At 71.9% G+C, this 19,793-nt stretch carries 20 protein-coding genes and 1 tRNA gene; 9 read left to right on the forward strand and 12 right to left on the reverse strand.

Features of this window, described 5'->3' with window-relative positions:
* Positions 1–63 precede the first annotated feature (63 nt).
* The 8 genes from Q7F20_RS04550 to Q7F20_RS04585 all read right to left on the reverse strand — a co-directional run bounded on the left by Q7F20_RS04550 (position 64) and on the right by Q7F20_RS04585 (position 9,415).
* Positions 64–2,604, reverse strand: coding sequence for an MDR family MFS transporter (locus tag Q7F20_RS04550; RefSeq protein WP_305738922.1), 2,541 nt, complete (start codon positions 2,602–2,604; stop codon positions 64–66).
* 212 nt (positions 2,605–2,816) lie between these two features.
* The gene (pgm, locus tag Q7F20_RS04555; protein WP_305738923.1) at positions 2,817–4,436 is read right to left on the reverse strand and encodes a phosphoglucomutase (alpha-D-glucose-1,6-bisphosphate-dependent); all 1,620 of its coding nucleotides are present in this window, start codon (positions 4,434–4,436) and stop codon (positions 2,817–2,819) included.
* A gap of 153 nt (positions 4,437–4,589) precedes the next feature.
* Positions 4,590–4,835 carry a hypothetical protein gene (locus Q7F20_RS04560; RefSeq protein WP_305738924.1) on the reverse strand — a complete coding sequence of 82 codons (246 nt, stop codon included), beginning with the start codon at positions 4,833–4,835 and terminating at the stop codon, positions 4,590–4,592.
* 119 nt (positions 4,836–4,954) lie between these two features.
* Positions 4,955–5,617 carry a bifunctional 2-polyprenyl-6-hydroxyphenol methylase/3-demethylubiquinol 3-O-methyltransferase UbiG gene (locus Q7F20_RS04565; RefSeq protein ID WP_305738925.1) on the reverse strand — a complete coding sequence of 221 codons (663 nt, stop codon included), beginning with the start codon at positions 5,615–5,617 and terminating at the stop codon, positions 4,955–4,957.
* Positions 5,614–6,246 carry a DUF2064 domain-containing protein gene (locus Q7F20_RS04570; protein WP_305738926.1) on the reverse strand — a complete coding sequence of 211 codons (633 nt, stop codon included), beginning with the start codon at positions 6,244–6,246 and terminating at the stop codon, positions 5,614–5,616. Before Q7F20_RS04570 ends, Q7F20_RS04565 begins: the two co-directional genes overlap by 4 nt.
* Positions 6,243–6,989, reverse strand: a complete 747-nt coding sequence (locus Q7F20_RS04575; protein ID WP_305738927.1) for a glycosyltransferase family 2 protein — start codon at positions 6,987–6,989, stop codon at positions 6,243–6,245. Before Q7F20_RS04575 ends, Q7F20_RS04570 begins: the two co-directional genes overlap by 4 nt.
* 492 nt (positions 6,990–7,481) lie before the next feature.
* Positions 7,482–8,552: an NAD(P)-dependent oxidoreductase gene (locus tag Q7F20_RS04580; RefSeq protein WP_305738928.1), complete on the reverse strand. Its 1,071-nt coding sequence runs from the start codon at positions 8,550–8,552 to the stop codon at positions 7,482–7,484.
* A complete protein-coding gene (locus Q7F20_RS04585) occupies positions 8,549–9,415 on the reverse strand; it encodes an MTAP family purine nucleoside phosphorylase (RefSeq protein WP_305738929.1) in 867 nt (288 codons plus the stop codon). The genes Q7F20_RS04580 and Q7F20_RS04585 overlap by 4 nt, the downstream gene beginning before the upstream one ends.
* 119 nt (positions 9,416–9,534) lie before the next feature.
* Here Q7F20_RS04585 and glp point away from each other — a divergent pair, with 119 nt between their 5' ends.
* The 8 genes from glp (at position 9,535) to Q7F20_RS04625 (ending at position 16,630) form a co-directional block, all read left to right on the forward strand.
* Entirely contained in the window at positions 9,535–10,761 is a 1,227-nt protein-coding gene (glp, locus tag Q7F20_RS04590) for a gephyrin-like molybdotransferase Glp (RefSeq protein ID WP_305738930.1), read from the forward strand.
* The gene (moaC, locus tag Q7F20_RS04595) at positions 10,758–11,249 is read left to right on the forward strand and encodes a cyclic pyranopterin monophosphate synthase MoaC (protein WP_305738931.1); all 492 of its coding nucleotides are present in this window, start codon (positions 10,758–10,760) and stop codon (positions 11,247–11,249) included. Before glp ends, moaC begins: the two co-directional genes overlap by 4 nt.
* Complete coding sequence (locus Q7F20_RS04600; protein WP_305738932.1) at positions 11,246–11,758, forward strand: molybdopterin-binding protein; 513 nt, start codon at positions 11,246–11,248, stop codon at positions 11,756–11,758. The genes moaC and Q7F20_RS04600 overlap by 4 nt, the downstream gene beginning before the upstream one ends.
* A complete protein-coding gene (locus Q7F20_RS04605) occupies positions 11,755–12,198 on the forward strand; it encodes a molybdenum cofactor biosynthesis protein MoaE (protein WP_305738933.1) in 444 nt (147 codons plus the stop codon). Before Q7F20_RS04600 ends, Q7F20_RS04605 begins: the two co-directional genes overlap by 4 nt.
* A gap of 34 nt (positions 12,199–12,232) precedes the next feature.
* Positions 12,233–12,877 carry a hypothetical protein gene (locus tag Q7F20_RS04610; protein ID WP_305738934.1) on the forward strand — a complete coding sequence of 215 codons (645 nt, stop codon included), beginning with the start codon at positions 12,233–12,235 and terminating at the stop codon, positions 12,875–12,877.
* A 22-nt stretch (positions 12,878–12,899) separates the two neighbouring features.
* Entirely contained in the window at positions 12,900–13,298 is a 399-nt protein-coding gene (locus Q7F20_RS04615; RefSeq protein WP_305738935.1) for a PLDc N-terminal domain-containing protein, read from the forward strand.
* A 61-nt stretch (positions 13,299–13,359) separates the two neighbouring features.
* On the forward strand, positions 13,360–14,553 hold the full coding sequence (locus Q7F20_RS04620; RefSeq protein ID WP_305738936.1) for an AAA family ATPase: 1,194 nt from the start codon (positions 13,360–13,362) through the stop codon (positions 14,551–14,553).
* A 205-nt stretch (positions 14,554–14,758) separates the two neighbouring features.
* Positions 14,759–16,630, forward strand: coding sequence for an ABC-F family ATP-binding cassette domain-containing protein (locus Q7F20_RS04625; RefSeq protein ID WP_305738937.1), 1,872 nt, complete (start codon positions 14,759–14,761; stop codon positions 16,628–16,630).
* A 6-nt stretch (positions 16,631–16,636) separates the two neighbouring features.
* Here the strand turns inward: Q7F20_RS04625 and Q7F20_RS04630 are convergent, their stop codons facing one another.
* From Q7F20_RS04630 to Q7F20_RS04640, 3 genes are read right to left on the reverse strand one after another with little or no spacing between them, the layout of a single operon-like run.
* The gene (locus tag Q7F20_RS04630; RefSeq protein WP_305738938.1) at positions 16,637–17,077 is read right to left on the reverse strand and encodes a VOC family protein; all 441 of its coding nucleotides are present in this window, start codon (positions 17,075–17,077) and stop codon (positions 16,637–16,639) included.
* A gap of 34 nt (positions 17,078–17,111) precedes the next feature.
* A complete protein-coding gene (locus Q7F20_RS04635; protein ID WP_305738939.1) occupies positions 17,112–17,606 on the reverse strand; it encodes a MarR family winged helix-turn-helix transcriptional regulator in 495 nt (164 codons plus the stop codon).
* Between the two features lie 60 nt (positions 17,607–17,666).
* Positions 17,667–18,569 (reverse strand): NADP-dependent oxidoreductase, encoded by a 903-nt coding sequence (locus Q7F20_RS04640; protein ID WP_305738940.1) that lies wholly within the window; start codon positions 18,567–18,569, stop codon positions 17,667–17,669.
* 159 nt (positions 18,570–18,728) lie between these two features.
* Here Q7F20_RS04640 and Q7F20_RS04645 point away from each other — a divergent pair.
* A tRNA-Gln gene (locus Q7F20_RS04645) sits at positions 18,729–18,800 on the forward strand.
* Positions 18,801–18,810: 10 nt separating this feature from the next.
* Here the strand turns inward: Q7F20_RS04645 and Q7F20_RS04650 are convergent.
* A complete protein-coding gene (locus Q7F20_RS04650) occupies positions 18,811–19,764 on the reverse strand; it encodes a GlxA family transcriptional regulator (protein WP_305738941.1) in 954 nt (317 codons plus the stop codon).
* Between the last annotated feature and the right edge of the window lie 29 nt (positions 19,765–19,793).

The following is a 19,793-nucleotide window of genomic DNA, read 5'->3' on the forward strand; positions in this document are numbered from 1 at the left end:
CCTGCGGGGGGGGGCTGCCCCGGGGGCCCCCCCGCCGCCGGCGCCCCGGGCCTCACCACGGTGCTAATCGGCTGAGTGACGCCCGTGTCCGTGCTCGTGCTCGTGCTCATCGGACCCGGAGGCGCGGCTCGTCTCCGCGGCGTCGGCACCGGTGGTGTCGGTGGTCGCGTCCGTCGCCGTCCGGCCGGCGGTCGACCCCGGATCGGCGTCGACGGGGCTCGGCGCCGCGTGGGCCGCACGGGTCCGGATCGCACCCGTGGTGGTCGGCGGCTCGTCGACCGGCGCGGCGGCGGAGTGCGCGCCGTGCGTGGTCGCGTCGGGCAGCGGTGCGCGGGTGCCGTCGAGGGCGACGGTGGAGACCCCGCCGGTCGCTCCTGCGGATCGAGCCGTGGACTGCGCGGCACCGACCCCGACCGCCGACCCGGCCGAGCGGGGCTGCGACACCACGTCCGGTGACGTCGGCACGACCGCCATCGAGCCGGTGTCCGGCGAGACCAGTGATCCCGTGCGAGCGGCAGCGTGCTGTGCGTCCACGGTCAGCCGGTCCGGGTCGTCGGAGGCCCGCTCGTCGTCCGCCCGCGCGCTGTCCGCCTGTTCCTGCAGCGCCGAGACCTTGCGGAGCGGCGGCACGCGGAAGAACCAGGTCAGCACGAAGGCGAGCAGGATCACGGCGAGGCCGACGTAGTAGACGACCACCGCGGAGTTGCTGAACCCTACGAGGAACGGCCGGGTGAGACGCTCGTCCGCGCCGTTGAGGAACGACGTGTCGCTCGTCGACGAGCTGGTCGAGGAACTCGCGCTCGAGTCACCCTTCTTCAGCTGCGTGATGAGGGTCGGAGCGACCTCGTCCACGACGTTCTCGCGCTGCGTCCGGTTGGAGTAGTCGACCTGTACAGAGCCGTCGACCACCTCGGCCTTCGCCTTGGACGCGACCGCCTCGAGCGCCTGCTGTTCGGCCTGCGGCTTCGCGGCCGCGACCTGCTGCGCGATGACGCTGTCGGCGGCCGAGGCGGGGACCGTACCGGCCGCAACCTGCTGCTGGACGGCCGCGGTGACCTGCTTCGTCACGGCGGCGTCCGCGGCCTGCTTCGCCTGGCTCACACCCTTGTCGAGGCCGTCCTGGACGTTCTTCTGCACAGGGTCGACGATCTTGTTCCAGATCTGGTCCATCACGCCCTTGTTGTCCGAGGCGTTCGCGACCGACGGGGTGAGCGCGGCGTTCAGGGCGCTCTTCAGGTCGCCCTCGTTCTGCATCGCCGTCGTGATGTTCGTCGGCATGAGGGTGAACAGGACGGAGAGCAGAACGGCCGTGCCCATCGTGCCGCCGATCTGGCGGAAGAACGTGGCGGCGCTCGTCGCGACGCCGATGTCCCGGGGGCTGACGGAGTTCTGCGCCGCGAGGGTCAGGGTCTGCATGAGCTGACCGAGTCCGAGGCCGATGCCGAACATGCCGAGCATGAGGAACCAGAGCGGGCTGTCCGCGGTGAGGAACGTCAGGACGGTGAAGCCGATCGCGGTGAACGCGGTCCCGGTGATCGGGAAGACCTGGTAGCTGCCGGTCCGCGAGATGATCTGACCGGAGGCGATCGACGAGATCATCAGACCGAGCACCATCGGGAGCATCGAGAAGCCGGACTCGGTCGGCGTGACGCCCTTCACGATCTGCAGGTACAGCGGGATCGTGAGCATCGCGCCGAACATGCCGAAGCCGACCAGCACCGACAGGACCGCCGACATCGAGAACACGCGCGAACCGAACAGCTTGAGCGGCAGGATCGCGTCGTCGCCCATCGCACGCTCGACGAGGACGAACGCGACGAGGCCGACCGCGCCGATGGCGTAGCAGGCGAAGGCGCCGGGGGAGCTCCAGCCCCACTCGCGGCCCTGCTCGGCGATGAGGAGCAGCGGCACGAGGGTCACGATGACGAGCGTCGCGCCCCACCAGTCGATCCGGGGCTTGCCGCGGTCGCCGAACTTCGGCAGGTGCAGGAACGTCAGCACCATGACGAGCGCGATGATGCCGATCGGCACGTTGATCAAGAACACCCAGCGCCACCCGGCGATGAACAGCAGCTGGTCCGCGCCGGCGAAGACACCGCCGACGAGCGGTCCGATGACACTCGAGATCCCGAAGACCGCCAGGAAGTAGCCCTGGTACTTGGCGCGCTCGCGCGGAGCGAGCATGTCGCCCATGATGGCGAGCGGCAGGGACATCAGACCGCCGGCGCCGAGGCCCTGCAGTGCGCGGAAGCCGGCGAGCATGAGCATCGACGTCGAGAACGACGCGAAGAAGGACCCGACGATGAAGATGCCGATCGCGGTCAGGAACAGCGGACGGCGCCCGAAGATGTCGGAGAGCTTGCCGTAGATCGGCGTCGTGATCGTGCTCGCGATGAGGTAGGCCGTGGTGACCCAGGCCTGCTGGTCGAGGCCGTGGAGGTCGTCGCCGATCGTTCGGATCGCGGTCCCGACGATCGTCTGGTCGAGGGCACCGAGGAACATGCCCGCCATGAGGCCGTAGATGACCAGCAGGATCTGCCGGTGGTTCATCACGGCGTTGGACGAGGTGGTGGGTGCCGCGGGTGCGGTCGCGGTCTGGGTCATGTGGAGGGTCTCCCGGAAACTTTGCGCTGGCTGCAAAGTTACATCTGCCGCAAGGTGAAGGGTCGCGCCGGAGCGGGTTCCTGAGTGGATCGGCAGCACCGGCACCGGTTTCGGTGGCGTCCGTGGGGTCGCCCACGCGCGGGCGCCCGACGCCGTCACAGTACGCCTGCGTGCGCCGGGCGGTGCCCGTTCGGTTCGTTCCGCGTGGAGCCTCAGGCCCCGAGGGCGGCGTCGACGATCTCCTTGGCTTCGCGCTGCACCTGTTCGAGGTGCTCCTGTCCGACGAAGCTCTCGGCGTAGATCTTGTAGACGTCCTCGGTGCCGGACGGGCGGGCCGCGAACCACGCCTTGTCGGTGACGACCTTCACGCCGCCGACGGCCGCGTCGTTGCCGGGTGCCTTCGACAGCTTCGCCGTGATCGGGTCGCCCGCGAGGGTCTCGGCGGTGATGGCGTCGCCGTCGAGCTTCGACAGTCGGGCCTTCTGCTCCTTGCTCGCGGCGGCGTCGACACGCTGGTAGACGGGGGCCCCGAAGCGCTCGGTCAGCTCGTCGTAGAGCTGCGAGGGGGTCTTGCCGGTGACCGCGATGATCTCGGACGCCAGGAGCGCCAGGATGATGCCGTCCTTGTCGGTGGTCCACGCGGTGCCGTCGGTGCGGAGGAACGACGCGCCGGCCGACTCCTCACCGCCGAAGGCAACGGACCCGTCGATCAGGCCCGGGACGAACCACTTGAAGCCGACCGGGACCTCCCACAGGCGACGACCGAGCGATTCGGCCACCCGGTCGATGATGCTCGACGACACGAGGGTCTTGCCGATCGCGGCGTCGTCGCGCCATGCCGGGCGGTGCGCGTAGAGGTACTCGATCGCCACGGCGAGGTAGTGGTTCGGGTTCATCAGGCCACCGTCGGGCGTGACGATGCCGTGCCGGTCGGAGTCGGCGTCGTTGCCGGTGAGGACGTCGAAGTCGTCCTTGCGGGCGACGACCGAGGCCATCGCACTCGGGCTCGACGGGTCCATCCGGATCTTGCCGTCCCAGTCGAGCGTCATGAACGACCAGGTCGGGTCGACGTCGGGGTTGACCACGGTCAGGTCGAGCCCGTAGTGGTCGCGGATGCGGTTCCAGTAGGGCAGCGATGCGCCGCCGAGCGGGTCGGCGCCGATCTTCACGCCGGCGCGCTTGATCGCGTCGATGTCGATGATGTTCTCGAGGTCGGCGACGTAGGCGCCGAGGAAGTCGTAGCGGTCGGGCGAGGCGTGCTCGGTGCGCTGGACCTCGGCGTTGCCGCCCGCGATGATCGCGTTCGCGCGCTCGGCGATCCAGCTCGTGGCGTCGCTGTCGGCCGGCCCGCCGTGCGGGGGGTTGTACTTGAACCCGCCGTCACGCGGCGGGTTGTGGCTGGGCGTGATCACGATGCCGTCGGCAGTGTCCGCGTTGCCGGCACGGTTGTACGCGATGATCGCGTGGCTGAGCGCCGGCGTCGGGACGTAGCCGTTCTCGCTGTCGGCGAGGACGTGCACGCCGTTGGCGGCCAGTACCTCGAGCGCGGTGCGCTCGGCGGGGCCGGAGAGCGCGTGCGTGTCACGGCCGATGAAGAGCGGACCGTCGGTGCCCTGCGACGTGCGGTACTCGACGATCGCCTGCGTGATCGCGGCGATGTGCGTGTCGTTGAAGGCCGAGTCCAGCGAGGAGCCGCGGTGACCCGAGGTGCCGAAGACGACCTTCTGCTCGGGCACGGAGACGTCCGGCACGCGCTCGTGGTAGGCGGCGATGAGGGCGTCGAGGTCGACGAGGTCGTCTGCAGTGGCAGGGGTGCCGGCGCGGTCGTTCATGCGTCCATCCTGGCATCGCGCCGATCGGCGTGCCCAGGAACGCCGAGCCTGTGGACGACGAACGTGCCTGTGGACGAAGAGCGAGCGGCCGTCCGCACCGGGGAGAAAGGGGGACACCCCGGGTGGACGACCGCTCGCGGTCTGGGGACGGCGTCAGGCCGTGCGGAACGAGCCCGTCGCGGTGCGCAGCGAACCGGTGGCCGTGCGCGTCGAGGACGACGCCGTGCCGGGCCGACGGAACTGCGTGTCGACGAAGCGCCCGAGCGCACGCCCGATGCCGGTGCCGGTGTAGCTCCCGACGGGCCGCCAGGCGGCGTTCACCGCGTAGGCGCCGAGTTCGTCGCGGTTCTCGAGGCCGGTCACGTAGGCGCCGCCCAGGGGGTTCTGACGGTTCTGCATGGATGCTCCTCGTCGTCGTGCCGAGGGGTCGTCGGTCACCGGGCCGGCGACCGCGACGTCGTCGGCTTGATGTCCTCCACACTAGCCGCTTCTTTTGCATGAAGCAAAAAAAGGATTGCTCAGGCGAGCAGCTCGCAGAAGGTCCGGCCCTCGGCGGTCCAGCTCTGCTTCGCGACGAGACCGACCCGTTCGGCATGGTCGAGCAGGGCGTCGACGCCCACCTCGGCCCACGGGAACCCCGCGCTCTGGTGGCCGTCGGCGTCCACCACGCGAGCGGTGTACACCCGGTCCGCCGTGCGGTCGACGTGGGTCTCGACGACGATCCGGCCCCCGACGCGCACGATGTCGCGGCACCGGGCGAGCAGGGCCCCCGGGTCGCCGCCGATGCCGATGTTCCCGTCGATCACGAGTGCGGTGTCCCAGTGGCCCTCGTCGGGGACGGTGTCGAAGACCGAGCCCTGGATCGCCGTCCCGCCGGAGCGGCGGGCGATCGCGACGGCGTCGGCCGACACGTCCACGCCGAGCGAGGGGATGCCGAGCGTGCGTGCGGCGACGAGCATCCGCCCCGGTCCGCAGCCGATGTCGATCACGGGTCCGTCCGCGCCGTCGAGGAGCGAGCGGTCGATGCGGTCGGCCGCGGCACTCCACCGGCCGACGTCGAGCGTCACCGCGCGGTCCGGTCGCGACGTGTCGGTCAGCCGGATGCGACCGTCGGTGCGGAGCGCACGAGCGTACGGCTCGCCGCCGCCGGCCCCGAAGGAGACGGGTGCTTCCATGGTCATCGGAGTGCCCCCGTGGTCTCGGCCTGCAGCGCGGCGGCGAACGTGGAGTCGGGCACCAAGGCGGCCACGCGCTCGGCGTCCGGCACGGTGTCGACGTCGAGCAGGACCCCGAGGGTGCCCACGTCGAGCCCGGCCCCCGTCAGGCGTGCGAACTGGACCGCGCCGGTGTCGTCCTGCGACATCGGCACGCCGCGGAGCAGGTCGCCGTCCGGTTCGCGCAGGTAGAGGGACCAGAAACCGCCGTCCTCGGCCGGACCGAACCAGGCGTCGCGGTGGGGTTCGTCGAACACCGGTGCGACGTCCGCCGCGCCGAACTGCGGCGTGTCCATGCCGACGAGCAGGGTCGGACCCGCGACCGCGTCGAACAGGGCGCCGAGCCGCTCGTCGAGGCCGCCCGTGGTCTGGTGGACGACGTCGAAGCCCTCGGCCCCGGTCGGCAGCACGGTGCCGTCGTAGAAGAGCACGCGGCGCGCTGCGGGCAGCGCGCGGACGGTCGCGAGCGTGTCGGCGAGGCTCGCGGCGGCGACCCGCGCGGCACCCTCGGGGGTGAGCGCGGGCGTCAGGCGGGTCTTGACCCGGCCGGGCAGGCACTCCTTCGCGACCACGGCGACGGTGATGTCGGTCGTCATGAGTGGACCTCCTCGGACGGGGTGGGACCGGCCACGTGCCGGACCGGAGCGGGTGCGATGACGGTGGGTCGCGCCTCCCGGCGGTACTCGCGCAGCAGACGCGACATGTCCTTGACGGCGTTGACGGTGCCGCGGAGCGTGCCGGTGACCTTGCTGTCGCCGATGCGCTGTGCGTACCCGATGTCGGACTCGTCGACGCGCCACCCGGCGGCGTGTGCCGCGAGGACCATCTCGAGCGGGTAGCCGCTGCGGCGGTCCCGCAGGTCGAGGGCGACCAGGTCCGCGCGTCGCATCACCCGCATCGGGCCGAGGTCGCGGAGTCGGTACCCGGTCGCGCGACGCATCAGGACCGCGAGCACCCGGTTCGCGAACCGGGCGTGCGGAGCCCAGGCGCCGGGGGTGGTCGGCACACGGCGGCCGAGCGCGAGGTCGGTGTGTCCGGTGGCCACGCGGGCGACGAGCGGGACGAGCTCGGCCGGGTCCATCGAGGCGTCGGCGTCGCAGAAGGCGACGTACTCGGCGGTGGCGGCGGCGACGCCGGCGGCGCAGGCCGAGCCGAACCCCTTCACCGGTTCCGTCACGACGAGGGCGCCGTGCGCCCGGGCGACGTCGGCGGAGCCGTCGGTCGACCCGTTGTCGACGACGATCGCGCGGTAGCCGCGCGGGAGTCGGCCCAGGACCTCGGGGAGGGCATCGGCCTCGTCGAGACAGGGGAGGATGACGTCGACGTTCATGTCGCCCATTCGGTGCGGAGCGTCGGAACGACTGGTGTCGGCTCCCGCCGCGCGCGTCGGCGGGTCAGGGCGGTCGGTCTCGAGGGCCGGCTGTCGTTCCATGCCTCTGACACAACACGCAACAATCGGACGGGGTACAGGATCGGCGTCCCCCGATGGACGATCCGCGCACTCCCGGGATCGGGATACCCCCGACCGGGGGACATGCGGGTGGGGCGTCCTGTGGACGCGGCCACCGGGGTGGGGTGAGGGCATGGAGGCGCGGTGTCGGTCTCGGGGACCGGCGCCGCGCCTCCAGACGGTCGCCTCCGCGCTCGCCCGCTCGCCTGCTCGCCCGCTCGCCTGCTCGCCCGCCCGCCTGCTCGTTGAGCGGGCGAGAAACGTCCCGTTCGCGGCCGCGGTGCGGCCGCTTCTGCCCGCTCGCCGAACGTGAGCGGCGGGTCGTGCCCGCCATGCCGCTCAGCCCGCGCGGCGTGTTCTGCCCGCTCGGGGCCGCACCGGCTACTGCACCGCGGCGCGCAGCGGCGCCGACTGGAACTCCCGCATCCCCTGCTCGAAGTCGACCTCGGCGCGCCACCCCAGCTCGGCGGCGATCCGGTCCGACGACGCCGTCACGTGCCGGACGTCCCCGAGCCGGTACTCGCCCGTCACGACCGGCTGCGGCCCGTCCGGGCCGGCGATCGCGGCCGCCATCTCGCCGATGGTGTGCACGATGCCGGAGCCGACGTTGTACGCACGGAAGGTCTCCGCCGGGAGCTCCGCCGTCGCGCCGATCGACGCGAGGTTCGCGCCGGCGACGTCGTCCACGTGCACGAAGTCACGTCGCTGGCGGCCGTCCTCGAAGACGCGGGGTGCCTCGCCGCGGGCGAGCGCCGAGCGGAAGAGCGAGGCGACGCCGGCGTACGGCGTGTTCGCGGGCATGCCCGGCCCGTAGACGTTGTGGTAGCGCAGGGCGACGGCACGGCCGCCGGTCGCCCGTGCCCACGAGGAGGCGAGGTGCTCCTGCGCCACCTTGGTCTGCGCGTACACGTTGCGGGGGTCGAGTGCGGCGGACTCGTCGATCAGGCCGGGCACGAGCGGTCGGCCGTCCGGACCGATCGGGTCGAACTCGCCGGCGTCGAGGTCGGCACGGCGTCGGGCCGGCGGGCGGACGGGCTCGCCGGCGGCGGTCGTGTAGGCCCCCTCGCCGTAGACGACCATCGAGCTCGCGACCACGAGCCGGCCGATGCCGTGGCGGTCCATGCCGGCGAGGACGTGCGCGGTACCGGCGTCGTTCGTCGAGACGTAGTCCGGCGCGTCCTGGAAGTCGACGCCGAGACCGACCTTCGCGGCCTGGTGGCACACCACGTCCACGCCGTCCAGGGCCGCGTCGAGGGCGACCCGGTCGCGGACGTCGCCGTGCACGAACTCGATGCCCTGCTGCTGGTGGGCGGTCACGACCCCGGCGGGGTCGCCGTGCACGTCGTCGCGCAACGAGTCGAGCACGCGGACCTCGTGGCCCTCGGCGCGGGCACGGCGGACGATGGCGGAGCCGATGAAGCCGGCGCCGCCGGTCACGAGCAGGCGGGTCACGCGGTGGCCCGCTTCGCTGCGAGGGCGTCCGCGCTCGCCCCGGCCGGCACGAGCTCGCGCGGCGTGTAGTCGTCCGGGACCGCCGCGACGATCGAGCCGATGGCACGGACGATCACCTCGTTCGCCCGCGCGAGCCGCTCCATGACCATGCCGTGCGTGACCGGTGCCTCACCAGCCCCCGCCGCCGCCTCTTCCTCGGTCGGAGCGAGTCCGGCGTCGGCGTCGGTCACGAACGAGAGGTTCACCGTGCCGATGCCGAGCTCGGCGGCCAGGGGGACCTCCGGCGTCATCGTCATGTTGATCGTGTGGCCGCCGGCCTCGCGCATCCAGATCGACTCCGCACGCGTCGAGAACCGCGGCCCCTGGATCACCACGCAGGTGCCCGTCGGCCGGAACGGCACGTCGAGACGCTCGAGCGCGCCGATCGCGACCCGCCGGAGCACGGGGTCGAACGGGTCCGCGAAGGACAGGTGCTGGACCGCGTCCTCGAAGAAGGTGTCCGCGCGGCCCCACGTGCGGTCGATGAGCTGGTCGGTGACGACGAAGGTGCCCGGGGCGTAGTCGGGGTGCAGTCCGCCGACGGCGCTCGACGACACGACGGCGCGAACGCCGAGCGACCGCAGCGCCCACAGGTTCGCCCGGTGGTTGATGCGGTGCGGGGCGACGGAGTGCGCCCGGCCGTGGCGGGTGAGGAACGCCACGCGCTTGCCGGCCATGGTGCCGATGCTGATCGGGCTCGACGTGGGGCCGAACGGGGTGTCGACGTCGACCTCGTCCGCGGTGCCGGGTTCGAACAGCTCGTAGAGCCCCGACCCCCCGATCACCCCGATGCGCGTCTCGTCCACAGCTCCGGTCGTGGTCACGTCGTTCTCCACAGGTCCTCCGAATGGTCCTCGGCGCGTTCTGCGCGCTGGTTACGCTACTGGGACCGCCCCCGGCCGGACCGGGAGCGGACACACTTCTCACCTGTTCGGAGGCGCACGTGCGAACGATCGGTCAGCACCGTGACGAGATCGCGGCCCTGGTCGCGCCGGTGCTGTCCGCCAGACGCTCCGCCGTCACGGAGGCGCGGGACGTCGACGACCTCGCCACCGGGGCCGGCGGCGGACGGGGGTACCGCGAGCTCGCGCGTGCCGTCGTCGCACCCGTGCCGCTCCCACCGTTCGACAACAGCCAGATGGACGGCTTCGCCGTCCGGGCGTCCAACGCCGGTCGCGCGCTGCGGGTGGTCGCCCCGATCCCGGCGGGGACGATGCCCCCGGCGCTCGAGCCCGGTTCCGCTGCGCCGATCATGACCGGGGCGCGCATCCCGTCGGGTGCCGATGCGGTGTTCCCGGTCGAGGCCACCGACCCCGGGGCGTTCCCCGCGGCGTTGGCGCTCGCCGAGGTGACGGTGCCGGACGACCTCGCCCCGGGGACGTTCGTCCGGGCGACCGGCACCGACCTGCCGGGCGGGGGTGAGCTGGCTCCTGCCGGTGCCGCAGTGACGCCCGCACTGCTCGGCACCCTCGCCGCCGCCGGAGTGACGACGGTCGACGTCGTCCGGCCGCTCCGGGTGCTCGTCGTGTCCACCGGCTCCGAGCTCCAGGGCGCCGGGGACGCCACCATCGGCGACGCCAACGGGATCGCGCTGCGGGCGGCCCTCGCCGAGGTGGGGGTGCTCGCGCGCTCGGTCCGTCTGTCCGACGACGAACCGACGTTCGTCGCGGCCATCGCCGCGGCGGTGGGGGACTGGGCCGACCTCGTCCTCACCACCGGCGGCATCAGCGCCGGGGCGTACGAAGTCGTGCGGCAGGCCCTCGAGCCGCGCGGACTCACCGTCACGTCGGTCGCGATGCAGCCCGGCGGACCGCAGGCGTTCGGGACGGTCGAGCTCGCCGGGCGTCCGGTCCCCGTGGTGTCCTTCCCCGGCAACCCCGTGTCCGCCCTCGTCTCGTTCGAGGTGTTCCTCCGCCCGGTGCTGGCGGCGGACGCCGGGATACCCGACCGCGCAGCCGAGGTGGTGCCCGCTGCCGATGGCGCGACCTCCCCGGAGGGCAAGCACCAGGTCCGCCGGGGCCGGGTCGACGACGGCCGCGTGCACTTCGTCGGTGGGCCCAGCTCGCACCTGCTCGCGCACTACGCCGCCGCCACGCACCTCGTCCACGTCCCGATCGGCACCACCTCGGTGGAGCCAGGTGACCCACTGACCGTCTGGAGCCTCCGATGACCGAACCAGCACCCGTCGCCGACGAGCTCTCGCACGTCCGCGCCGACGGCACCGCCCACATGGTCGACGTCTCCGGGAAGGACGTCACCGCACGGTCCGCGGCCGCGACCGCGACGCTCGTCACCCGACCCGACGTCGTCGCCCGCATCCTGGACGGCTCGCTGCCCAAGGGCGAGGTCATCGGCACCGCCCGGATCGCGGCGATCATGGCGGTGAAGAAGACCTCCGACCTCATCCCGCTCTGCCACCCGCTGCCGATCGCCGGGGTCGAGGTCGACATCACCGGGGCCGACGACCGCGTCCTCGTCGAGGTGTCCGTCCGCACGACCTCGCGGACCGGCGTCGAGATGGAAGCGCTCACCGGCGCGAGCGTCGCGGCCCTGACCGTGTACGACATGGTGAAGGCCGTCGACCGCGCGGCCATGATCACCGACGTCCGGGTGCTCGAGAAGCACGGCGGACGCTCGGGGGACTGGAGCAACCGATGACCTCGCAGCCGACCAGGGGCCGGGCGGCCGTCGTGGTGGTGTCGACCCAGGCGTCCGCCGACCCCGCGCTCGACCGGACGGGTCCCGTCATCGCGAGCTGGCTCCGCGAACGCGCCTTCACCGTCCCCGAGCCGGTCATCGTGCCCGACGGTGGTCCCGTCGCCGAGACCGTCTCCGCCGAACTCCTCTCCGACGCCCGCGTCGTGATCACCACGGGCGGGACCGGCGTCACCCCCACCGACCGCACGCCCGAGGCGATCGCACCGCTCATCGACCTCGAGCTCCCCGGCATCACGGAGGAGATCCGTCGCCGCGGTCTCGCCGGAGCAGGACCGACCGCCCTGCTCAGCCGGGGCATCGCCGGGATCGCCGGCGGCGGCACGCTGGTCGTCACGCTCCCGGGATCCCGTGGCGGTGTCGCCGACGGACTCGCGGTCCTCGACGGGCTGCTCGACCACGTCCTCGCCCAGGTGTCGGGTGAGGGACACGCACCGAGGAGTGCCTCGTGACCGACCTCGCGACGGCAGACGACCGGGTCGTGGTGGCCGACGTCGTCGACCGCTCGATCACCGTCGACGAGGTCTCGGCCGTCGTCGCCACCGACCAGGACGGCGCGGTCGTCACCTTCGCCGGGGTCGTCCGCGACCACGACGGCGGCAAGGGCGTGACCGCGCTCGAGTACGAACGGCACCCGAGCGCCGGTGCGGTCATCGCCGAGGTGGCCCGCGCGATCGCGGACGCCCACCCCGAGGTCCGCATCGCGGTGCTGCACCGGGTCGGCGGGCTCGGCGTCGGGGACGTGGCGCTCGCTGCGGCCGTGTCGTCCCCGCACCGGGCCGAGGCGTTCGCTGCCTGCGGTGCGCTCGTCGACCTCGTGAAGGAGCGGGTGCCGATCTGGAAGCACCAGCGGTTCACCGACGGTTCCGACGAGTGGGTGGCCGCCCTCTGACAGATCCTCAGTCGATCTGGTTGCATCGGTGGCGATGACCGACACCGCAGCACGGGCCGGAGCCCGATGGGCGCTCGCCGACGAGCAGGCACGGATCGTGCTCGACGCGCGGCCGCCCCGCCGTCTGTCGATCGCGGCTGTGGTCGTCGTGGTCGCGGCAGCCGTCATCGGGCTGGCCGTCGTGGCGCTCGTCTCCCCGCTGGACTCCGACGGACGCGTGGCGACGACGGCCGCCGGCGCCGTGATCGGTCTCGCAGTCGTCATCGTCGACGCGAGTCGGACGTACCGATCGAGGCGACATCCGGAGCGGCTCCCGGTCACCAGAGCACTCTCGGGACGTGAGCGGCACGCGATCGACCGGGTCGTCCGCGGTCGTCTGGTCGCTCCGGACGAACGACTGGGCATCGTCCATGCGGCTGCGGTCCAGTCGAGCAGTGGTCGTGCGCTGCTGTCCACCGGTGGCTTCCTCGTCCTCCTGACCTCGACCGCGGTCGCGGGCGGCTTCCCGTGGCCGCTCTACGTCGCCGCCGCGTTCGCCGCCGCGATCGCGTTCGGGTTCGCCGTCCGTGACGTCGTCGTCGCACGTCGGTACCTCGATGGCCACCCTGTGGAACTCCGCAGCGGACCGTTGCCGGATCGCAACCGCGCCACGCGTTCGGGGCGTAGCGCCGGTTCCTAGCCGATCCATAGACTCCGGGACCATGAGCGTGCTGTTGTACGGGGCCGGCGTGGTCCTGCTGGTCTTCGCCCTGATCGACATCCTGACGAAGACCGACGACCAGGTCCGGGGGCTGCCGAAGTTCGCGTGGGTGCTCCTCGTGATCCTGGTCCCCGTCGTCGGCAGCATCGTCTGGTTCGCCATCGGACACGACTGGGCTCCGGGCGAGCGGAACCACGGCCGGTACCTCGAGCCCACACGCCACGAGGACCGGTACGCCACGCTCGGCGAGGCTCGGAACGCGCACGGCGACAAGCGGGTGAGCGGCACGGAGCAGGAGCTCGCCGAACTCGAGCGTGAGATCGAGTACTGGGAGGCGCAGGCGCGCCTGAAGCGGGCGAAGGAAGCCGCTGGCGAGGGTGAGCCGACCCCGGGTACGTAAGGGTCCGAGCCTCTCCACCTGAACTGTAAAGTAAATAAAGTAAATACGGTTTGGAGAGGGCATGACCGAGCAGACGATCGACCGTCCCCGCAGCCCGTTCAATCCAGGATACGGCCGTCAGCCCTTGGTGTTCGGCGGGCATGAGCGGGAGATCGAAGAACTCACGCGAGTGTTCACCACGCTCGACTTCGGGGAGAACCACTCGATCCTCATCGCGGGACTTCGTGGTGCCGGAAAGACGTCGATGCTGACGTTGCTCCAACACGCGGCCACCGATGCGGGCTGGCTCGTCATCAGCGACGACGCCAGCTCCGGGTTGATGGAGCGAGTCATGGAGACGACGATCCCTTCACTGATCAATGCACTGGATACTGGGACGAAGGGCCGACTGACAGGTCTGGGCATCTGGGAGTTCAACGCGGCGTGGGAGTACCAGGACCGTCGTCGCGAGGTGAAGCCGCTCCTCCGCAACGACCTGGTCGCGTTGTCGAACGCGATCGACAACCGCGGGATCCTGATCACGATCGACGAGGTGTCCTCGGGCCGGGTTCGGCTTCGTGAACTCGCCAAGTTCGCGCTCCAGGTGTCACACGCGCTGACGGACGGCGCGAACATCATGATCGCGTTCGCCGGGATTCGGATCGACCTCGATGAACTGCTGAAGCAGGAACACGCCACGTTCCTGCGGCGCTCGCGCGACCTGACCTTCGAGCGACTCGACCCGCACGCAACGATGGCGGTGCTCCGCGAGACGGCCGAGGTCGGAGGCCGAGCTGTCGCTCCCGACGCCCTGCGCCGTCTGGCCGAGATCGCGCAGGGGTATCCCTACTTGATCCAGCTGGTCGGAGACTACGCCTGGCGGGCTCGCGTCGAAGCTCCCACGATCGAGCTCGAGGACGCCGAAGTCGCATTCGAGAAGGCGATCAAGGCGGTGATGAACCGCGTGATCAGCAAGGTCTACCTCGACCTCTCGGACAAGGACCGCGAATTCGTGAGGGCGATGACGATGGCGCTCGTGGACGGTCGAGCGAAGATGTCGCGGATCGTGGCGCTCATGGGCGAGTCGGACCAGTACGTCCAGGTCTACAAGCGACGGCTCATCGACACCGGCTACGTCCAGCGCGCAGGCCACGGCTTCGTGAGCTTCACGCTGCCCTACCTCGACCAGTACATCCGGAGCCTCATATCGGATGATCTCCCGGACGATCGCGAGGCGGCTGATGACTGGGCGGACTTCCCGGCGCCCCAGATCTGAGCGACAACACCAACGTTCGCGACCTGCCGGAGCTGAGCCGCGCCTCCTGGGCCCGCCGTCCGCTGGCGGACGTCGCTGTCGAACGACAAGATCGTCGTCGCACGACAACGGGGATGTCGTTCCGAGTCGGACCCAGCCCCGGACCCCACATGCCCGCCACCCCGCCCCGCACACTGCACCCCGCCATGCCGCCTACCCTTGTCGGGTGGCTCATCTCCTCGGCGCCGAGAACCTGCATCTCGAGTTCCCCACCCGTGTCGTCTTCGACAGCGTCACCCTCGGCATCGACGAGGGTGACCGCATCGGCGTCGTCGGCCGGAACGGCGACGGCAAGTCGACCCTCCTCGCCCTGCTGTCCCAGCGCCTCGAACCGGACGGCGGCCGCGTCACGCACCGCCGCGGCCTGACGGTCGGGTACCTCGACCAGCGCGACGTCCTGCCCGAGGGCGAGACCGTCGGCAGTGTCGTCGTGGGCGACCTGCAGGAGCACGAGTGGGCCGGGGATCCGAAGATCCGCGACATCATCGGCGGCCTCGTGTCGGACATCCCCTGGGACGTGTCCGTCGACGAACTGAGCGGTGGCCAGCGCCGCCGCGTCGCCCTCGCGAGGCTGCTCGTCGGCGACTGGGACGTCCTGTTCCTCGACGAGCCGACGAACCACCTCGACGTCGAGGGCATCCAGTGGCTCGCCGAGCACATCAACCGTCGGTGGTCCGCGAACCAGGGCGGCCTCGTCGTCGTGACGCACGACCGCTGGTTCCTCGACGCGGTCTCGACCGACACGTGGGAGGTCCACGACGGCATCGTGGAGCCCTTCGAGGGTGGCTACGCGGCCTACATCCTCCAGCGCGTCGAGCGTGACCGGCAGGCGGCCGCGTCCGAGCAGCGCCGGCAGAACCTGGCCCGCAAGGAGCTCGCCTGGCTCCGCCGTGGCGCCCCGGCGCGCACGAGCAAGCCGAAGTTCCGCATCGACGCGGCGAACGCCCTCATCGACGACGTGCCGCCGATCCGCGACACCGTCGCCCTCGCGAAGACCGCCACCGCGCGGCTCGGCAAGGACGTCGTCGACCTGCTCGACGTGAGCGTCTCGTTCGACGGCACCCAGATCCTCGACCGCGTCGAGTGGCGGATCGCGCCGGGGGAGCGCACGGGCATCCTCGGCCCGAACGGTGCCGGCAAGTCGACGCTCCTCAGCCTCGTCTCCGGCCGTCTGCAGCCCACGAGCGGGCGTGTGAAGACGGGCAAGACCGTGCAGGTCGCCGTCCTCGACCAGCAGCTCGCCGACCTCGCGCAGTTCGCCGACGACCGCGTCCGCGAGGTCGTCGCCCGCAAGAAGACGAGCTACGTCGCGGACGGCAAGGAGATGACGCCGTCGCAGCTCCTCGAGCGGCTCGGCTTCACGTCGGCGCAGCTGTCGACGCCCGTGAAGGACCTCAGCGGTGGGCAGAAGCGCCGCCTGCAGCTCATGCTCATCCTGCTCGACGAGCCGAACGTCCTCATCCTCGACGAGCCCACGAACGACCTCGACACCGACATGCTCGCCGCGATGGAGGACCTGCTCGACACCTGGCCGGGCACCCTCCTCGTCGTCAGCCACGACCGGTACCTGCTCGAGCGCGTGACGGACCAGCAGTACGCCGTCCTCGGCGGGCACCTCCGGCACCTGCCGGGCGGTGTCGACGAGTACATGCGGCTGCGTGCGGCCGGCACCGGCGGCGGGACCGCGTCAGCGGCTGCCGCCGCGTCTGCCGGGAGGCCCGACACCGCCGGCGGGACCGGCTCGGCCGGTCCCGTGGCCGGTTCCACTGCCGCGGTCGGCTCCGGTGCGTCGGCTGCGGCTGCCTCGGGCCTCTCGGGCGCGGAGCGCCGCACCGCCGAGAAGGAGATGTCGGCGCTTGACCGCAAGATCGCGAAGGTCGGCGACGACCGGAAGAAGCTGCTCGACCGGTTCGCGTCGCACGACCAGTCGGACTACGCCGGCCTCGGGGAGCTGCAGGCACAACTGACCGCGCACGAGGCGGAGATCGAGCAGCTCGAGGAACGCTGGCTCGAGCTCGCGGACCAGCTCGGGGTCTGATCCCGTCTACTCGGTCGGCCGTGCGTCCGCGGGCGCGCCGCCGCCGGGGTTCGCGACGACCTCCCACAGGTGCCCGTCCGGGTCCCGGAAGAAGCCGGACCACATGCCCCACGGGCGGGTGTACGGCGGCGCGAGCATCGTCGCCCCGGCAGCCCGCGCTCGTTCGAGGAACGCCTCGGCGTCGGCCTGGCTCTCGACGAAGTGCCCGATCGTGCTGCTCGGCGCGGTCGCCAGGGCGACGCCGGAGTCCTTCGCCAGGTCGTCACGGCCGTAGACGCTGACGATGAGTCCGTCGTCGAGCGTGAACATCGCGGTGGTGCCGCCCGCTTCGGTGTCGGTCGCGGGGTACTCGGTGCCGATCACCCCGCTGCCGTCGATCCCGAGCAGGGCGCGGTAGAACTCCGCCGAGCGTGCGACGTCGGCGACGGCCAGGGTGATCGCGTGCATGCGCCGGAGGGTACCCGCGCGTACGACGGTCGGGTCAGTCCCCGAGTCCGAGGATGAGTCGTCGGAGCAGCCCCGACAGCTGGTCCTGCTCCGTGTCCGAGACCCCGGCGAGGATGGCACGCTCGGCGGCCAGCAGGTCAGCGATCGCGGCGTCCACCGCTGCGCGGCCCTCGGTGGTCAGCGACACGAGGATGCCCCGGCCGTCCTTCGGGTCGGTCCGCCGGGCCACGAGCCCGCGGGCCGCCAGCCGGTCCACCCGGTTCGTCATCGTGCCGCTCGAGACCAGTGTCTGCTGCAGGAGCGTCTTCGGGCTGAGCTCGTAGGGCTCGCCGGCCCGCCGCAGCGCCGACAGGACGTCGAACTCCCACGGCTCGACGTCGCTCGCGTCGAACGCCGCCCGTCGGGCGCGGTCGAGGTGACGGGCGAGGCGGTCGACGCGGGACAGGACCTCGAGCGGGCCGAAGTCCAGGTCGGAGCGCTCGCGACCCCACGCCGCGACGATCCGGTCGACCTCGTCTTCCTGCGGCATCCCACCATCTTGGCGGATGCGGGCGGTGCACGGCCAGCCGCCGCGGCTCGTGCCCGGGGATCAGTCGAACGTGAGCACGATCTTGTCCCGGGTCTCGCCGGACTCGAGGAGCCGGTGGGCCTCGGCCGCCTCGCGGACGGGCAGGGTCAGACGTCGCTTGAGACGGAGGTCCCCGGAGGCGAGCAACGGCATCGTGACCGCGAGCGCGTCCGGTGCGCGGTCGGGGCTCGGGTGGGACAGCACCGCGCCCGACGGAGCGACCTCCGGACCGCCGACGAGGGTGACGACCCTGCCGGGGTCACCGACCACGGACACCGCCTCCGTCAGGCCGCCGCGACCGGCAGCGTCGATGACCGCGTCGACCGTGGAGCCGACGCGCTCGAAGACTCCGGGGCCGGACACGACGAACTCGCCGCCGAGGTCGCGGACGAGCGCGGCGTCGTGCTCCCTCGCCACACCGACGACCCGGATGCCCCCGGCACGTGCCAGCTGCACGACCATGCTCCCGACCGCGCCGGCGGCACCGAGCACGACGAGCGTCTCCCCGGGCTCCACACCGACGGTGCGCATCGTGCCGACCGCGGCGTCGGCCGCGGCGGGCAAGGCGGCCGCAGCGTCCCACGGCACCGAAGCGGGCTTCGGGTACCAGACCGGTGTCGCGACGAGTTCCCCGTACCCGCCCTGTGACGGCAGCAGCGCGGCGACCTCGTCGCCGACGTGCGCCTCGGCACCGGCTTCGACCGCTTCCACGACACCGGCCGCCTCGAAGCCGAGGACGTCCCCGGGGCGCTGCGGGAACACCGACGTGAGGTCGCCGGCGCGGATGTGCAGGTCGGTCGGACCGACCGCCGCTGCCCGGACGCGGACGAGGACCTCGCCGGGGCCGGCCGTCGGCGGTTCCACGGAGCGCCACTGCAGGACCTCCGGACCGCCGAAGGCCGAGATCACGATCGCGTTCGACATGCTGCACCTTCTCCTGGACCTGGTGGGGACTGCTCCCCCGTGCCTGCACCGTAGGCAGCCCCGGGACGCCGAGCGTGTCCGTGGCGCGGACACCCTGCTCGGGAGTGCGCCGTCGGACTCGTCGGTCGTGGGAGGATGGTCCGGCGCCTCCGTGCGCGTTCCGCCTTGGTGTAATGGCAGCACGACGGCCTTTGGTGCCGTTAGGTCCGGGTTCGAATCCTGGAGGCGGAGCTCTCGCGCGTCAGCGCACCGCCCGGAACGTGCTCCGGTACCGCGACGGCGTCGTGCCCAAGGCTGCCGACAGGTGACGTCGGAGCGACGTACCCGTCGCGTACCCGACCGAGGCGGCTATGCCGTCGACGTCCAGGGTCGTCGTCTCGAGGAGTTCTCGGGCTGCGGTGAGTCGCTGTTGGGTGAGCCACCGCAGGGGCGTCAGCCCGGTCTCGTCGAGGAACCGGCGGGCGAACGTCCGCTCGCTCATGTGCGCGTGCTCTGCCAGCGCGCGGACGCTCAGTGGTTCCTGCAGCCGGCCGAGCGCCCAGTCGCGCGTCGCTGACGTCGACTGATCGCTCGCGTTCGGCACCGGCCGCTCGATGAACTGCGCCTGACCGCCGTCCCGGTGCGGCGCGACGACACAGCGACGGGCAGCGCGGTTCGCGAGTTCGGACCCGTGGTCCTCGCGGATGAGGTGCAGACAGAGGTCGATGCCCGCCGCGGCGCCGGCCGACGTGTGCACCCGGCCGTCGCTCGTGAAGAGCACGTCCTCGTCCAGCTCGACGTCCGGGAACCAACCGCGGAAGAGCGGGGCGCACTGCCAGTGGGTCGTCGCCCGGCGGCCGTCGAGGACGCCTGCCGCGGCGAGGGTGAAACCGCCCGTGCAGATCGAGACGATCCGTGCTGTGTCGGGGACCGCCGCGAGTGCATCCGTGACGGCGCGCGGCAGCTCCCGCTGCAGCGAGTACGGCTCGACCGGCGCGATGATGACGGTGTCGGCGTCTGCGAGTGCCTCGGGCCCGGCGGACGGGGCGATGTCGAACCCGGCGTTCGTCCGGATCGGCCCGCCGTCCGGTGTGCAGAGGACCACCTCGTAGGCGTCGTCGGCGGCACCGAAGACCCGCGCCGGCATCCCGGCCTCGAACGGGTACGCGCCGTCCTGCGCGAGGACGACGACGCGGTGCGCGGACGCAGTGTGCATGGCGGGATCGTACCGGAACTTGACAGAAC

It is taken from the genome of Curtobacterium sp. A7_M15 (assembly GCF_030705415.1).
Classification (GTDB): Bacteria; Actinomycetota; Actinomycetes; order Actinomycetales; family Microbacteriaceae; genus Curtobacterium.

Excerpts from the sequence above, each read along its gene's own strand:
- Q7F20_RS04640 (WP_305738940.1), bottom strand. The coding sequence starts at position 18,569 with ATGTCGAACGCGATCGTGATCTCGGCCTTCGGCGGTCCGGAGGTCCTG.
- pgm (WP_305738923.1), bottom strand. The coding sequence starts at position 4,436 with ATGAACGACCGCGCCGGCACCCCTGCCACTGCAGACGACCTCGTCGAC.
- Q7F20_RS04610 (WP_305738934.1), top strand. The coding sequence starts at position 12,233 with ATGACCGACACCGCAGCACGGGCCGGAGCCCGATGGGCGCTCGCCGAC.
- Q7F20_RS04575 (WP_305738927.1), bottom strand. The coding sequence starts at position 6,989 with ATGGGCGACATGAACGTCGACGTCATCCTCCCCTGTCTCGACGAGGCC.
- Q7F20_RS04635 (WP_305738939.1), bottom strand. The coding sequence starts at position 17,606 with ATGCCGCAGGAAGACGAGGTCGACCGGATCGTCGCGGCGTGGGGTCGC.
- Q7F20_RS04615 (WP_305738935.1), top strand. The coding sequence starts at position 12,900 with ATGAGCGTGCTGTTGTACGGGGCCGGCGTGGTCCTGCTGGTCTTCGCC.
- Q7F20_RS04550 (WP_305738922.1), bottom strand. The coding sequence starts at position 2,604 with ATGACCCAGACCGCGACCGCACCCGCGGCACCCACCACCTCGTCCAAC.
- Q7F20_RS04650 (WP_305738941.1), bottom strand. The coding sequence starts at position 19,764 with ATGCACACTGCGTCCGCGCACCGCGTCGTCGTCCTCGCGCAGGACGGC.
- moaC (WP_305738931.1), top strand. The coding sequence starts at position 10,758 with ATGACCGAACCAGCACCCGTCGCCGACGAGCTCTCGCACGTCCGCGCC.
- Q7F20_RS04620 (WP_305738936.1), top strand. The coding sequence starts at position 13,360 with ATGACCGAGCAGACGATCGACCGTCCCCGCAGCCCGTTCAATCCAGGA.
- Q7F20_RS04570 (WP_305738926.1), bottom strand. The coding sequence starts at position 6,246 with ATGACGACCGACATCACCGTCGCCGTGGTCGCGAAGGAGTGCCTGCCC.
- Q7F20_RS04565 (WP_305738925.1), bottom strand. The coding sequence starts at position 5,617 with ATGACCATGGAAGCACCCGTCTCCTTCGGGGCCGGCGGCGGCGAGCCG.
- Q7F20_RS04600 (WP_305738932.1), top strand. The coding sequence starts at position 11,246 with ATGACCTCGCAGCCGACCAGGGGCCGGGCGGCCGTCGTGGTGGTGTCG.
- Q7F20_RS04630 (WP_305738938.1), bottom strand. The coding sequence starts at position 17,077 with ATGCACGCGATCACCCTGGCCGTCGCCGACGTCGCACGCTCGGCGGAG.
- Q7F20_RS04560 (WP_305738924.1), bottom strand. The coding sequence starts at position 4,835 with ATGCAGAACCGTCAGAACCCCCTGGGCGGCGCCTACGTGACCGGCCTC.